The organism is Brevundimonas sp. EU05-FHT14B11 (genome assembly GCF_058790835.1).
Window position 1 is genome coordinate 156,062 of the sequence record NZ_JBYTCY010000002.1, and the last position, 12,827, is coordinate 168,888.

A 12,827-nucleotide genomic window follows, 5' to 3' on the forward strand; every position below is an offset into this window, starting at 1 on the left:
ATGGTTGAATCGGACGGCATCGGGAAGCCCGTCGGCAGCGATCCGGACTCCGGGGAAGCCGCGCAGGCCCTGCGCGCCATCCTTCAAACCCAGTATCTGCGCTACCTGATCATCGCCAGCTGGGCGATCGGCCTGCTGGCCACGGTCGGCTGGACCGCCGCCACCCTGTGGTTCGTCGGCACCCTGGCCGCGGGCGCCCTGCGCGGCGCGGTCGAGAAGCGCATCAGCCAGCGCGTCGGCGCCGGCTGGGGGCTGGTCTTCCCGGCGGTCGCCACCGCCACGACCGCTGCCTGGGCCGCCGCGCCGCTGCTGGCCTGGTTCTCGGGCGCCACCTTCGGCCCCTCGCTGGGCATGACCCTTCTGGTCGCCGGCTATGTGCTGGTGTTCGCGCAGCTTCGCAGCTCGCCGCGTCAGGCCATCGTGATTTCCTCGCCCTACGGCGCCGCCGCGCTGATCATCGCCGGCAGCCTGTGGGGCACGCCCGAGTTCTGGCAGTTCCTGGCCGTGATCCCGTTCACCGCGGCCGGCCTGTTCGTGCTGGTCACCATGACCATGCTGCGGGAAGAGCGCATCCGCGCCTTCCAGGAGCATCAGGCTCACCTGATCGAGGAGCTGGAATCGGCGCGCGACAAGGCCAACGCCGCCAATGACGCCAAGTCCAACTTCCTAGGCGTGATCTCGCACGAGCTGCGCACGCCGATGAACGGCGTGCTGGGCGCGGCCCAGCTGCTGGCGGCGACCCGCCTGGAGCCGACGCAGCGCGAATATCTGTCGATCATCCGCAACTCGGGCGACAACCTGCTGAGCCTGCTGAACGACATCCTCGACATGACCAAGATCGAGGCAGGCAAGATGACCTTCGAGGTCGTCGACGTGAACGTCGAGGATCTGGACAAGCGCGTCACCGGCCCGTTCCAGGCCCAGGCGGAAGCCAAGGGCCTGGACTTCGTGGCCGTGCGCGAGGGCGAGGTCCCGGCCGTGGTGCGCGGCGATCCGCTGCGCGTCTGCCAGGTGATCCACAACCTGCTGTCCAATGCGGTCAAGTTCACCGACGCCGGGACGATCACCTATACGGTGCGCGGCGAACGGCTGAGCGACCAGGCCGTGCGCTTCGACTTCATGATCCGCGACTCGGGCTCGGGCATCGCGCCGGAAGACCTGGAGCGCCTGTTCCAGCCCTTCACCCAGGTCGACGCCTCGTCCACGCGTCGCTTCGGCGGCACCGGGCTGGGCCTGACCATCTCGCGCCGCATGGCCAACATCATGGGCGGCGACATCACCGTGGAATCGACCGTGGGCGAGGGCTCGACCTTCACCTTCAGCGTCGAGGCCGAAGTGGTTCGCTGGATCGAGGAAGACGCGGCCGAGGCCATCGTCGCCGAGATCGAGGGCGGCCAGGCCCTGAACGTGCTGATCGTCGAGGATCACCCGGTGAACCGCATGATCCTGGAGGCCTGGATGTCGTCGGCGGGCCATACCTCGGCCACCGCCGAGAACGGCCAGATCGCCATCGAGGCCGCGGGCGAGCAGCGCTTCGACCTGGTCATCATGGACGTGAACATGCCGGTGATGGACGGTCTGACCGCCACCCGCGCCATCCGCGCCGGGAGCGGCCCGAACCGCGACACGCCGGTGGTGGTGCTGTCGGCCTCGGCCCGCACCGAGGATCACCAGGCGGGCCTGGACGCGGGCGCCGACGCCTATCTGAACAAGCCGATCGACTTCGCCGCCCTGGCTATGGTCATGAATCGCGTCAGCGCGGGGCGTGCGGGCGTGCGGGCGCTGTCGACTGTGCAAGAGGCCCAGGCCGCGTAAGGCGGCCGCGTAACAGCGCTGAAACACTGGCGTTCAAAAGCCGCCCACCCGCTGAACCTCGGGTGAGCACGGCTGTTCAGACCCGGCTCAAGGGCCGGGGTCCAGATTGCGGGCAAGTCGAAATCCTTCGGCCGCAACTGGAGACACGACCATGAAAAAGGTTCTCACCGCCGCAATCGCCGCCACCCTGGCTCTGGGCTCGGTCGGCATGGCCTCCGCCGCCGAAGCGCAGTCGCGCGGCCAGGATCGCTACGAACAGCGCCAGGACCGCCGCGACGACCGGGCTGATCGCCGGGACGACCGTCGCGAGGCGCGTCAGGACCAACGCGCCTATGCCCGCTGGCAGCAGTCGCAACGCCGCTACAGCGCGGGCCGCTACACCCCGCCGCGCGGCTATCAGACCCGCGCCTGGGCCTATGGCCAGCGGATGCCCGCCAACTATCGCGGCAGCGCCTATGTGGTCCGCGACTACAACCGCTACGGCCTGCGCCAGCCGCCTTCGGGCTACCAGTATGTCCGCAGCGGCAATGACGTGGTCCTGACCGCCGTCGCCACCGGCCTGATCACCGCCGTCATCGCGGGCCTGTTCAACTAAAGCCTGACGATCTGAGCTGACTGAAACGCCCCGGGAGGAGACTTCCGGGGCGTTTTCGATTCTGACCTAGAGCAGCTGCACGTCCGGGACGTTGGCCGAGAGTCGGAGCAGCAGGCCGCGAAGAACGCTCAGCTCCTCCGGCGTGAACCCCTCCCGGACGCGGGCGTCGTGGGTCATGGCCGCCTGACGCAGCCGGTTGAACAGGTCCCGGCCGGAGGAGGTGAGCGACACCTGATGCACCCGGCGGTTCTCGGGCAGGCGGGTGCGTTCGATCAGGCCGTCCCGCTCCATGTTGTTCAGGTGATGGGTGAGGGTAGGGCCCTGGATCCCCACGGCCGCAGCCACTTCGGTCTGGGTCCTGTGCGGCCCCTGCACCAGCGCCAGGAGGATCAGCCAGACCGGGGTGGAGCCGCCGGCGGCGGCCAGGGCGTCCTCGAACGCGCGTCCGCAGCCCTTGGCGGCCTTGGCCAGAACGAGACCGATCGGAGAGTCTTCAGGCGACATGAAATTACTTGTAGACATCGAATGATTAGATATCTATCGATTAGATATCGAAGACAGAGAGCCACATCCGGCGGAGCCGGGCAAGCCTCAGACACGGAGACGGTCCCATGTTCGACTTCCAACCCCATCCCCACCTCGGCCTGATCCTGATGGGCGGCGTGTTCGCCTGGGCTGGGATCCAGCACTTCTTCCACTTCCGCCATCTGACCGGATGGCTGGCCAGCCGGCGCTGGCCGTTCCCGGCGACTCTACTGACGCTGGGGTCGCTGCTTCAGATCGCGGGGGGCGGCCTGCTGATCGTCGGGGTGCTGATCCCGTTCGCGGCGGCGGCGCTGATCGTCTTCACCGTGGTGGCCAACCTGACCCTGCTGGATTTCTGGCGTCAGCCCCCGGAGATGCGCCAGACCTCGCAGAACGCCTTCACCGGCAACATCGCGCTGATCGGCGGGCTGCTTCTGGCCGCCTGCGGCGGTTGAAAATCGCGGGGGAGGGTTCCAATCGCCGGGTCAGGCGTTAGACCCGGCCCATGACCAACCTCGTCGCTCCCCTGAACGAGGCGGTGGCCGCGGGCCAGAAGGCCGCCGCGGTCGACGCCGCCATGATCGCCAAGCTGACCGACATGGCCGGCGACTTCGCGATCAACCTGTCCATCGCCATCCTGATCTTCATCGTCACCATCTTCGCCTCGCGTTGGGCGTCGAGCATGACGCGCAGGGGGCTGGGGCGGGTGCGCGGCTTCCGCCAGGATCCGACGGTGCTCAGCTTCGCCGTCCAGGTGGTGCGGGTCATCGTCTTCCTGATCGGCTTTATCGCCGTACTGCAGCGGCTGGGCGTGCAGACGACCTCGATCATCGCCGTGCTGGGCGCCGCCTCGCTGGCGGTCGGCCTGGCGCTGCAGGGGACGCTGTCCAATGTGGCGGCGGGCGTCATGCTGCTGATCCTGCGGCCCTATCGCGTCGGAGACCTGATCGACGTGGGCGGGCGGGTCGGCACGGTGCAGCGGCTGGACCTGTTCCTGACCCAGATGTCGGACGCCAACAACGTCAAGATCGTGGTGCCCAACTCCAAGGTCTTCGGCGACACCATCCTGAACCTGTCCGGCCAGCGGACGCGGCGGATGGAGCTGAAGATCGGCGTCGGCTACGGCGACAACCTGAACACCGCCCGCGAGGCGCTGGTCGGGGCGGCGGCGGCGCACGAGCATGTGCTGGCCGATCCCGCGCCGTGGGCGGGGGTGACGGCCCTGCGGGACAGTTCGGTCGAGATGACGCTGCAGGCCTGGACCAAGTCGGGCGACTACTGGCAGGCCAAGGCCGACGTGCTGCAGGCCGCGAAAGAGGCGCTGGACGCCGCAAACATCGAGATTCCCTTCCCCCATCAGGTGGCTGTGCCGTATGGCGACGAGGACGAGCCCGAAGCGCCGCCCGCGCCGAGGGTCCGCAGGGGCAAGAGCAGCGATCCGGCGCCGGGCCAGCCGGCCACGGACCACGGCAGCGAGGGGTAGGGCGTGCGTTACGACTTCGGTTCGGACAACACCGCCGGCATGGCGCCCGCGGCCCTGCAGGGGCTGATCGCGGCCAATGAGGGCTATGCTCGCGCCTATGGGGCGGACGACGTCACCGCCCGCGCCGCGGACCAGATCCGGCAAAGGCTGGATGCGGACGCCGAGGTGCGCTTCGTCTTCTCGGGCACGGCCGCCAATTCCATCGCCCTGTCGATGCTGGCCTGGCCGCACGAGGCGGTGCTGGCCCACCATGCGGCCCATATCTGCACGGATGAGACCGGGGCGCCGGGCTTCTTCGGTCAGGGCGTGGGCCTGGTCGGCCTGCCGGGCTTTTCCGGCAAGATCGAGCTGGCGGCGCTGCAGGCGGCGCTGGACGAGCCCGAGGTCAGCCACCGCCAGCCCGCAGCGGCGTTGAGCCTGACCCAATCGACCGAATACGGCACGGTCTACACTGAGGAAGAGTTGCGCCACCTGATCGAGCCGGTGAAGGCCAAGGGCTATGGCGTACACATGGACGGGGCGCGGCTGGCCAATGCGGCGGCGGCGGGTTTCGACCTGACCCAGATCGCCCGGCTGGGCGTGGACATCCTGGTGTTCGGCGGGGCGAAGGCGGGCGCCAACTGCACTGAAGCCATCGTCATGTTCGACAAGTCGCTGGCGCGGCGGATCGACAACCGGCTGAAACAGGCGGGACAGACGGCCTCCAAGGGCCGCTTCCTGGCCGGGCCCTTCCTCGGCCTGCTGGAGAGCAAGGCCTGGGAGGACGGCGGCGCTCACGCCAATCTGATGGCCCAGCGCCTGGCCGCCGGGGTTTCGTCAAACACCAGCTTCGCCCTGGCCCATCCGGTCGAGGCCAATGCGGTCTTCGTGCGCATGTCGCCCAAGGCGCACCAGCGGCTGAATGACCTGGGCTGGGCCTGCTACCGCTTCGACGACGGCTCGGTGCGCTTCGTCTGCTCCTGGGCGACGCGGGAAGAGGTGGTCGACGAGCTGCTCGAGGCCATGCGCGGGTTTTAACGCCGGCCTGCTGACAGGAACGGTTCCGGCGGGCTGGCAGTTAGGCTGACTCAGCCCCATGTTCGGGGTCTACGGCGGGGGAGCCCAGTCCGCATGAACGTGCATTCGCCGATCCGGCCGAACCTTGACGACGACGTCGACCTGTTCCTGACGGTTCGGGCGGCGATGCCCGAATTGGCCCGGGGCCTGTCGGCGGAGGACCTGTCCGCCCAGTCGATGGCCGACTGCAGCCCCGGCAAATGGCATCTGGCGCACACCAGCTGGTTCTTCGAGGCGATGATCCTGTCGCAGACGCCCGGCTACCGGCCCGTCGACGACCGCTGGCAGATCCTGTTCAACAGCTACTACGAGGCGCTGGGCGAGCGCGTGGCGCGGCCCGAGCGCGGGCTGATGACCCGCCCGTCGCTGGACGAGGTGATGGCCTACCGGCGCGAGATCGACCGTCGGATGGTCGACTGGCTGGGGCGGAAGGAGGCCGACGCGCGGTCCCGCTATCTGTTCACCCTGGGCCTGCATCACGACCAGCAGCATCAGGAGCTGTTCCTGATGGATATGCTGAACCTGCTGTCCCATTCGCCCATGGCGCCCGCCGCCTATGGCAAGGAGCCGCGCTCAGGCCCGGTCGAGCCGTCGCGGGGCGGGGAGACGGTCTTCGCCGGCGGCCTGGTCGAGATCGGCCACGACGACGATGACTTCGCCTTCGACAACGAGGGGCCGCGGCACCGCGTCTGGCTGGAGCCCTATGCGCTGGCCAACGACCTGGTGACCAACGGCGACTGGATCCGCTTCATCGAGGACAGCGGCTATGCGCGGCCGGAGCTGTGGCTGGCGGACGGCTGGGCCACGGTGAAGGCCGAGGGCTGGACGGCTCCGCTGTACTGGTCGCCGGGCGAGGACGGCTGGTCGGTGATGGGGCTGACGGGGCGCAAGGCGGTCGATCCGGCCGCGCCTGTCCGTCATGTCAGCCTGTACGAGGCCGACGCCTTCGCGCGCTGGTCCGGCCGCCGCCTGCCGACCGAGGCGGAGTGGGAACATGCGGTGGAAACCCGTCCGGACCTGCTGTCCAATGCCTTCGGCGAGGTCTGGCAGTGGACGGCGTCCGCCTATTCTCCCTATCCGGGCTTCACGCCGACCGAGGGAACGGCGTCCGAGTACAACGGCAAGTTCATGATCAACCAGGCGGTGCTGCGGGGATCCAGCTTCGCGACGCCGGACGGGCATGCCCGGGTCACCTACCGAAACTTCTTCTATCCGCACCAGCGCTGGGCCTTCGCGGGCCTGCGGCTGGCGTCGGATGCGCGCAACGATGGACCGCGGATGTCGGATGACGAGAACGCGGCCTTCCGCGACGACCTGATCGCGGGCCTGTCGTCCTCGCCGAAACGGACCTCGCCGAAATGGTTCTATGACGGGGCGGGTTCGGACCTGTTCGAAGAGATCACCCGGCTGCCGGAATACTATCCGACGCGGCAGGAGGCGGGCCTGTTGCGCACTGTCGCCCCGGACTGGGCCCCTCGGTTCGGCGCGGGCGCGGTGCTGGTCGAGTTCGGCTCGGGCGCCAGCGAGAAGACCCGCATCGTGCTGGACGCCGCTCCGGAGCTGTCCGCCTATGTGCCCGTCGACATCAGCCCCGACGCGCTGGACGCCGCCGCCGACCGCATCCGCGAGGCCTATCCCAAGCTGGAGGTCATTCCGGTGGTCGGCGACTTCCTGGCCCTGGGCGAACTGCCGGCGGGGCTGGGGCAGGGGCGCAAGGTCGGGTTCTTCCCGGGATCGACCATCGGCAATCTGACGCCGGATGAGGCCGTGGCCTTCCTGAAGGGCGCGCGGCGCCTGCTGGGGGACGACGCCCTGTTCGTGCTGGGGGTGGATCTGGTCAAGGACCCGGCGACGCTGGTGGCCGCCTATGACGATGCGCAGGGGGTGACCGCCGCCTTCAACCGCAACCTGCTGGTCCGCGCCAATCGCGAACTGGGCGCGGATTTCGACGTCGACGCCTTCGCTCACCGCGCCGTCTGGAACGCCGAGGCCTCGCGCATGGAAATGCACCTGCAGGCGACGCGGCACATGGCGATCCACATCGGCGGGCGGCGCGTCGTCTTCGCCCGCGGCGAGACCGTCCACACCGAGAACTCGCGCAAATTCACTGAAGCCTCGGTGCGCGACATCGCCGCCGCCTCGGGCTGGCGTGTGGCCGAGTTCCGCGAAGGCCCGGCGCCGTCGGTGGCTCTGGCCCTGCTGGAGGCCTGAACCGGCCGCCGGAACGACAAAGGGCGGCGCGTTCGGCGCCGCCCCTGTGAAGATCTGTCGGGAGAGACGCTTATTCGGCGTCGGGCGTGCGCGTCGTCCGAGACCCGTGGGACGCTTCGCCCCCCTTGCGGCCGGCCTGCGCGGCGAGGCTGCGGTCTTGGGAGAAGCTGCGTTTTTCGCTGGGCACGCTGGCGCCGCCCTTGCGGGCGATCTCGCGCTGGCGTTCCGGGTCCATCGAGGCGAAGCCCCGCTTGGACACGCCGGAGGCTCGGGTGGGCTGACCTTGAGCCATCTGGAGTTCCTTTCGTGGCGACGGTGGCGGTTGCAAAAAGAACCCCCTGACTCCCGTCCGGTTCCGGCCTTTCGGTCACGGAAATGCGAACGAATCAAAGGGGCTTGCCGATCGGGCCTTCTCCCCGGTCAGGCGAATCGACGCGCGGGGGCGGCGACATCCCGCTGGGGCGCTTCTTCGGGGAGGGCGCCGGGGTCGATATCCGGCTCCGGCGTGTCGGGCGGAAGAATCTCCGGTTCCAGGTCCGGCGAGTGGGCGGGCGTCTCGGGCGGCGTGGCCCCGGGATCGATGTCCGGGCTCTCGGGCTCTACATGGGTCATGGCGGTTCCTTTCGCCTGAACCAACGCCGCCGCGCGGGGGCTGTTTCATCACGATGCGTGCGCGGAACCGTCCTCGGGGGCGGCGGATTGAAAAGGCCTGACGCCCTCCTGGAACCCGGAGCCCGCCCATGACCGAGACCTATGCCGACGACATCGACGATCCGGAGACGCCATCGTCACGCCTGGACCGCGAGGCGGCGGAGATCCTTCAGCGGGACGAGATGCGCCGGCTGGGCGTCCGGCCGCTGCGGCAGGCCCTGAAGGAGGACGCGCGTCTGGTAAGCGACTGGGGCAGGGCCCGCGCCGGCCGCCTGCGTCACACGGTCGAGGACGAGCCGATCCGCTATTCGCTCTATGCGCTGGGCATCGGCCTGCTGATCGGCCTGCTGGCCGCCCGCTAAGAGGGACCGCTGGCGGGGCGGGCGATCGGCGCGCGCTTCAGGGCTTCGTCCGAGACGAAGGGATTGCTCCGCCGCTCGGCCCCGAAGGTCGAGGAAGAGCCGTGTCCGGGGACGAAGGTCACGTCGTCGCCGAGAGGCCAGAGCTTGGTCACGATGGCGTCCAGCAGGGCGCCGTGATCGCTGCGCGGGAAGTCGGTGCGGCCGATGGAGCCCTGGAACAGCACATCGCCGACCTGGGCGAACCGGGCCTCACGGTTGAAGAAGACGACATGGCCGGGGGTGTGCCCGGGGCAGTGGTAGACCTCCCACGTCGTCTCGCCGAGCGTCAGCGTGTCGCCGTCGCCCAGCCAGCGGGTCGGGGTGAAGCTGCGCGCATCGGGAATGCCGTACATCAGGCCGTTGGCCGGGATCTGGTCGATCCAGAACTGGTCAGCCTCGTGCGGGCCGATGATGTCCAGCCCGGTCTTCTCCTGCATCTCGGCGGCGCCGCCGGCGTGGTCGAGGTGGCCGTGGGTGATCCAGATGGCCTCCAGGGTCAGGCCGTTCTGCTTCACGGCAGCCAGCAGGCCATCGACGGAGGCCCCCGGATCGATGATCGCGGCCTTCTTCGTCCTGCGGCACCAGACGATGGTGCAGTTCTGCTGCAGCGGGGTGACGGGAACGACGCCGACGCCGATCGGGGAGGGGGACTGGCTCATCCGGCACAGATAGCCGCGCCGGGCCTCCACCGAAACCGCCCCGGCTCACGTTGACCTTTGGGGCGGTCATCGACATAAGGGCGGGCTTCAAAGGCGCCGCCTCCAAAGGGCGGCCCTTCTGCTTTATCCCACACCGCGCGCGCCGGCCTCATTGGCGCCGCCACAGAGCGTCAGAACCCCGACCATGCAAGTCGTCGAAAAGTCCTCCGAAGGCCTGAGCCGCGTCATCGCGGTGACCATCCCCGTCGCCGAGCTGAACGAAAAGCTGGACGCGCGCCTGAAGGAAGTCGCGCCTCAGATGAAGCTGAAGGGCTTCCGTCCGGGCAAGGTGCCGCTGGCCCACGTCAAGAAGACGTTCGGCCGCGACCTGATGGGCGAGATCATCAACGACCAGCTGAACAGCTCCAGCCAGAAGGCCCTGGACGACGCCAAGGTGCGTCCGGCCGCCCCGGCCGAGATGAAGCTGACCTCGGACATGGACAAGGTCATCGCCGGTCAGGAAGACCTGGCCTACGAAATGGCCCTGGAAGTCATGCCGGACTTCACCCCGGTCGATCCCAAGACCCTGAAGCTGGCCCGCCCGACCTATGAAGCGTCGGACGCCGATCTGGACGAGGCTCTGACGGAGCTGGCCGGCCAGGCCAAGTCCTACGAGGACAAGAAGGGCAAGACGGTCAAGGCCGCCGACGGTGACCAGCTGACCATCGACTTCCTGGGCAAACTGGACGGCGAGCCCTTCGAAGGCGGCGCCGCCACCGACGCCGACCTGGTGATCGGTTCGAACCGCTTCATCCCGGGCTTCGAAGAGCAGCTGAAGGGCGCCAAGGTCGGCGAAGAGAAGACCATCGAGGTCACCTTCCCCGAGGATTATCAGGCCGCTCACCTGGCCGGTAAGAAGGCCACCTTCGACATCACCGTGAAGGCCATCAAGGCCGAGGCCGAAGCCAAGGTCGACGAAGAGTTCGCTAAGCGCATCGGCCTGGAATCGCTGGACAAGCTCAAGGAACTGCTGCGCAACAACCTGAACCAGCAGTACACGGCCGCCGCCCGCTTTAAGCTGAAGCGCGCCCTGCTGGACGAGCTGGACAAGGCCCACAGCTTCCCGCTGCCGCCGAAGATGGTGGAAGCCGAGTTCGAGGGCATCTGGCAGCAGGTCGAGGCCGACAAGGCCGCCGGCCGCCTGCCGGAAGAGGACGCCAAGAAGTCCGACAAGAAGCTGAAGGAAGAGTACCAGAAGATCGCCGAGCGCCGCGTGCGCCTGGGTCTGGTGCTCGCCGAGATCGGCCGCGCCAACAACGTGCAGGTCTCGGACCAGGAACTGAACAACGCCATCATGAACGAGGCCCGCAACTATCCGGGCCAGGAGCGTCAGGTGCTGGACTTCTATCGCCAGAACCCGAACGCCGCCGCCCAGATGCGCGCCCCGATCTATGAGGAGAAGGTCTGCGACCTGATCTTCGGAACCGCCGACGTGACCGACACCCCGATCACCAAGGAAGAGCTGCTCAAGGAAGAAGACGAGATCTGATCTCGCCTTTGAGCCGCACCTGATCTCGAAGAGCCGCCGCTGCCGACGCAGCGGCGGCTTTTTTCTTGGGACGCGCGTCGTCCCGGTCCATCATTCCGCGGGATCGCAGGGGTCGCTGGAGGACGGCGAAGCTTTGCAATACAATCGTATGACCCGGGTCGCGGCCCGGTGTTTGCGCCTGGGGAGTGGGTGATGAGCGTTCTGTTTGCGTCTTTCGCTGTCGCGGGATCCTTGATCCTGCAGGACCCGGCGCCGCCCGCGGCTCCCGTTCCGGCGGCGCAGGTTCCGCCGGCGGCGACTCAGCTGGAAGACGTCGTCGTCCAGCGTCAGCGCCTGGAGCGCGCCATCCGTAATTTCGTCGACGAGGTCGCGGCGCCTTCGCCCGGGCGTGGACCCGCGCGCTGGGATCGCCGGGTGTGCGTCGGCGTCGTCAATGTCCGCAACCCCGCCGCCCAGCACCTGGTCGATCGGGTGTCCCAGGTGGCCATGGATGTCGGGCTCGAGCCCGGCGAGCCGGGCTGCAAGGCGAACGTGGTGATCATCGGCACCTCCGACGGTCCGGCCCTGGCCCAGGCGCTGGTCGACGCCACCCCGCGCGCCTTCCGTCCGAACTGGAGCGGATCGGACCGCGGCGCCGTCGCCCTGGAGAAGTTCGTGGCGTCGGAAGCGCCGGTCCGCTGGTGGCACGTCGCCCTGCCGGTCGATTCCCAGACCGGCGCCCCCGTGGTGCGCATTCCCGGTCAGGACGACGAGCCGCGCATGACGGCGATCTTCGCCTCGTCGCGCCTGCGGACCCAGGTCCAGAACAATCTCGACCGAGTGTTCGTGATCGTCGATTTCGGCCGCGCCGAAGGGCTGAACTTCAACCAGCTCAGCGACTACATCGCCATGGTCGCGCTGGCCCAGATCGATCCGGACGCGGCGACCGGCAGCTTCAACTCGGTGCTGAACCTGTTCGAGCAGCCCGGCGGCGCCGGCATCGACGGCATGACCGACTGGGACCGCAGCTATCTGAGCGCCCTGTATGACGCGGAACTGAACCAGCTGCGGCCCAGCCACCAGGCCAGCTCCGTGTCCAACGCCATGGCCCATGATCGCCGGGCCCAGGCGGCGGCTCCCGCCGAGGACGAGGACAAGGCGGAGTGACGAAGCGTCGTCCCCGCCTTGCATGAACGCTTCCTCAAGACGATATCCTGTCCAAGAGGGACGGCGGCCGCTGAGTCGCGCCCAAAAGCATCCGAGAAGGCCTGAATGCGCGATCCGATCGAACTGATGAACATGAACCTCGTCCCGATGGTGGTCGAGCAATCCAGCCGGGGCGAGCGCGCCTTCGACATCTTCTCGCGCCTGCTGCGCGAACGGATCATCTTCCTGACTGGTCCCTTCGAGGACGGCATGGCCTCGCTGATCTGCGCCCAGCTGCTGTTCCTGGAATCGGAGAACCCGAAGAAGGAAATCAGCATGTACATCAACAGCCCCGGCGGACAGGTGTCCTCGGCGCTCGCGATCTACGACACCATGCAATACATCCGCTCGCCGGTTTCGACGGTGTGCATGGGCATGGCCGCCTCGGCCGGCTCGCTGATCCTGACCGCCGGCGCCGCCGGCCAGCGCGTGGCCCTGCCGAACGCGCGGGTCATGGTGCACCAGCCTTCGGGCGGTTTCCGCGGCCAGGCCTCGGACATCGAGCTGCACGCGGCCGACATCCGCTACACCAAGAAGCGCCTCAACGAGATCTACGTCGAACACACCGGCCGGACCTATGAGGAAGTCGAGAAGACCCTGGACCGCGACCACTTCATGTCGGCCGAGGAAGCCAAGGCCTGGGGCATCGTGGATCACGTCTACGACCGCCGCGAACAGGCCGACGCCGACGGCGTGAAGACGCCCGGCGCCTGATCCG

At 68.2% G+C, this 12,827-nt stretch carries 14 protein-coding genes; 10 read left to right on the forward strand and 4 right to left on the reverse strand.

The features are described 5' to 3' along the window. Both AC3WRV_RS08210 and AC3WRV_RS08215 read left to right on the forward strand, forming a co-directional pair. Positions 1-1,815, forward strand: a complete 1,815-nt coding sequence (locus tag AC3WRV_RS08210) for an ATP-binding protein (RefSeq protein ID WP_492312858.1) — start codon at positions 1-3, stop codon at positions 1,813-1,815. 151 nt (positions 1,816-1,966) lie between these two features. Further along, on the forward strand, positions 1,967-2,410 hold the full coding sequence (locus AC3WRV_RS08215; RefSeq protein WP_291834437.1) for an RcnB family protein: 444 nt from the start codon (positions 1,967-1,969) through the stop codon (positions 2,408-2,410). A gap of 66 nt (positions 2,411-2,476) precedes the next feature. Here the strand turns inward: AC3WRV_RS08215 and AC3WRV_RS08220 are convergent, their stop codons facing one another. Continuing rightward, positions 2,477-2,914 carry a MarR family winged helix-turn-helix transcriptional regulator gene (locus AC3WRV_RS08220; RefSeq protein WP_492312859.1) on the reverse strand — a complete coding sequence of 146 codons (438 nt, stop codon included), beginning with the start codon at positions 2,912-2,914 and terminating at the stop codon, positions 2,477-2,479. Between the two features lie 107 nt (positions 2,915-3,021). Here AC3WRV_RS08220 and AC3WRV_RS08225 point away from each other — a divergent pair, with 107 nt between their 5' ends. The 4 genes from AC3WRV_RS08225 (at position 3,022) to egtB (ending at position 7,685) form a co-directional block, all read left to right on the forward strand. Further along, positions 3,022-3,390: a DoxX family protein gene (locus tag AC3WRV_RS08225; protein ID WP_291834442.1), complete on the forward strand. Its 369-nt coding sequence runs from the start codon at positions 3,022-3,024 to the stop codon at positions 3,388-3,390. 50 nt (positions 3,391-3,440) lie between these two features. Continuing rightward, complete coding sequence (locus AC3WRV_RS08230; RefSeq protein WP_291834445.1) at positions 3,441-4,418, forward strand: mechanosensitive ion channel family protein; 978 nt, start codon at positions 3,441-3,443, stop codon at positions 4,416-4,418. 3 nt (positions 4,419-4,421) lie between these two features. Then, positions 4,422-5,435: a threonine aldolase family protein gene (locus AC3WRV_RS08235; RefSeq protein ID WP_492312860.1), complete on the forward strand. Its 1,014-nt coding sequence runs from the start codon at positions 4,422-4,424 to the stop codon at positions 5,433-5,435. Between the two features lie 93 nt (positions 5,436-5,528). Next, a complete protein-coding gene (egtB, locus tag AC3WRV_RS08240; RefSeq protein WP_492312861.1) occupies positions 5,529-7,685 on the forward strand; it encodes an ergothioneine biosynthesis protein EgtB in 2,157 nt (718 codons plus the stop codon). A gap of 70 nt (positions 7,686-7,755) precedes the next feature. Here the strand turns inward: egtB and AC3WRV_RS08245 are convergent, their stop codons facing one another. Both AC3WRV_RS08245 and AC3WRV_RS08250 read right to left on the reverse strand, forming a co-directional pair. Then, positions 7,756-7,977: a con-10 family general stress protein gene (locus AC3WRV_RS08245; RefSeq protein ID WP_291834454.1), complete on the reverse strand. Its 222-nt coding sequence runs from the start codon at positions 7,975-7,977 to the stop codon at positions 7,756-7,758. A gap of 128 nt (positions 7,978-8,105) precedes the next feature. Next, a complete protein-coding gene (locus AC3WRV_RS08250; RefSeq protein WP_492312862.1) occupies positions 8,106-8,297 on the reverse strand; it encodes a hypothetical protein in 192 nt (63 codons plus the stop codon). A 128-nt stretch (positions 8,298-8,425) separates the two neighbouring features. Here AC3WRV_RS08250 and AC3WRV_RS08255 point away from each other — a divergent pair, with 128 nt between their 5' ends. Beyond that, positions 8,426-8,698 carry a hypothetical protein gene (locus AC3WRV_RS08255; protein ID WP_291834460.1) on the forward strand — a complete coding sequence of 91 codons (273 nt, stop codon included), beginning with the start codon at positions 8,426-8,428 and terminating at the stop codon, positions 8,696-8,698. Here the strand turns inward: AC3WRV_RS08255 and AC3WRV_RS08260 are convergent. After that, positions 8,695-9,396 (reverse strand): MBL fold metallo-hydrolase, encoded by a 702-nt coding sequence (locus AC3WRV_RS08260; RefSeq protein ID WP_492312863.1) that lies wholly within the window; start codon positions 9,394-9,396, stop codon positions 8,695-8,697. The two genes, AC3WRV_RS08255 and AC3WRV_RS08260, sit on opposite strands and share 4 nt — an antisense overlap. Positions 9,397-9,580: 184 nt before the next feature. Here AC3WRV_RS08260 and tig point away from each other — a divergent pair, with 184 nt between their 5' ends. The 3 genes from tig (at position 9,581) to AC3WRV_RS08275 (ending at position 12,823) form a co-directional block, all read left to right on the forward strand. After that, positions 9,581-10,924 (forward strand): trigger factor, encoded by a 1,344-nt coding sequence (gene tig / locus AC3WRV_RS08265; RefSeq protein WP_291834462.1) that lies wholly within the window; start codon positions 9,581-9,583, stop codon positions 10,922-10,924. 192 nt (positions 10,925-11,116) lie between these two features. Further along, a complete protein-coding gene (locus AC3WRV_RS08270; RefSeq protein ID WP_492312864.1) occupies positions 11,117-12,070 on the forward strand; it encodes a hypothetical protein in 954 nt (317 codons plus the stop codon). Positions 12,071-12,175: 105 nt separating this feature from the next. Continuing rightward, entirely contained in the window at positions 12,176-12,823 is a 648-nt protein-coding gene (locus AC3WRV_RS08275; RefSeq protein ID WP_291834468.1) for an ATP-dependent Clp protease proteolytic subunit, read from the forward strand. Positions 12,824-12,827 lie beyond the last annotated feature (4 nt).

Coding starts and splice junctions, on each gene's coding strand:
- AC3WRV_RS08210 (WP_492312858.1), top strand. CDS start 1: ATGGTTGAATCGGACGGCATCGGGAAGCCCGTCGGCAGCGATCCGGAC.
- AC3WRV_RS08215 (WP_291834437.1), top strand. CDS start 1,967: ATGAAAAAGGTTCTCACCGCCGCAATCGCCGCCACCCTGGCTCTGGGC.
- AC3WRV_RS08220 (WP_492312859.1), bottom strand. CDS start 2,914: ATGTCGCCTGAAGACTCTCCGATCGGTCTCGTTCTGGCCAAGGCCGCC.
- AC3WRV_RS08225 (WP_291834442.1), top strand. CDS start 3,022: ATGTTCGACTTCCAACCCCATCCCCACCTCGGCCTGATCCTGATGGGC.
- AC3WRV_RS08230 (WP_291834445.1), top strand. CDS start 3,441: ATGACCAACCTCGTCGCTCCCCTGAACGAGGCGGTGGCCGCGGGCCAG.
- egtB (WP_492312861.1), top strand. CDS start 5,529: ATGAACGTGCATTCGCCGATCCGGCCGAACCTTGACGACGACGTCGAC.
- AC3WRV_RS08245 (WP_291834454.1), bottom strand. CDS start 7,977: ATGGCTCAAGGTCAGCCCACCCGAGCCTCCGGCGTGTCCAAGCGGGGC.
- AC3WRV_RS08250 (WP_492312862.1), bottom strand. CDS start 8,297: ATGACCCATGTAGAGCCCGAGAGCCCGGACATCGATCCCGGGGCCACG.
- AC3WRV_RS08255 (WP_291834460.1), top strand. CDS start 8,426: ATGACCGAGACCTATGCCGACGACATCGACGATCCGGAGACGCCATCG.
- AC3WRV_RS08260 (WP_492312863.1), bottom strand. CDS start 9,396: ATGAGCCAGTCCCCCTCCCCGATCGGCGTCGGCGTCGTTCCCGTCACC.
- tig (WP_291834462.1), top strand. CDS start 9,581: ATGCAAGTCGTCGAAAAGTCCTCCGAAGGCCTGAGCCGCGTCATCGCG.
- AC3WRV_RS08270 (WP_492312864.1), top strand. CDS start 11,117: ATGAGCGTTCTGTTTGCGTCTTTCGCTGTCGCGGGATCCTTGATCCTG.
- AC3WRV_RS08275 (WP_291834468.1), top strand. CDS start 12,176: ATGCGCGATCCGATCGAACTGATGAACATGAACCTCGTCCCGATGGTG.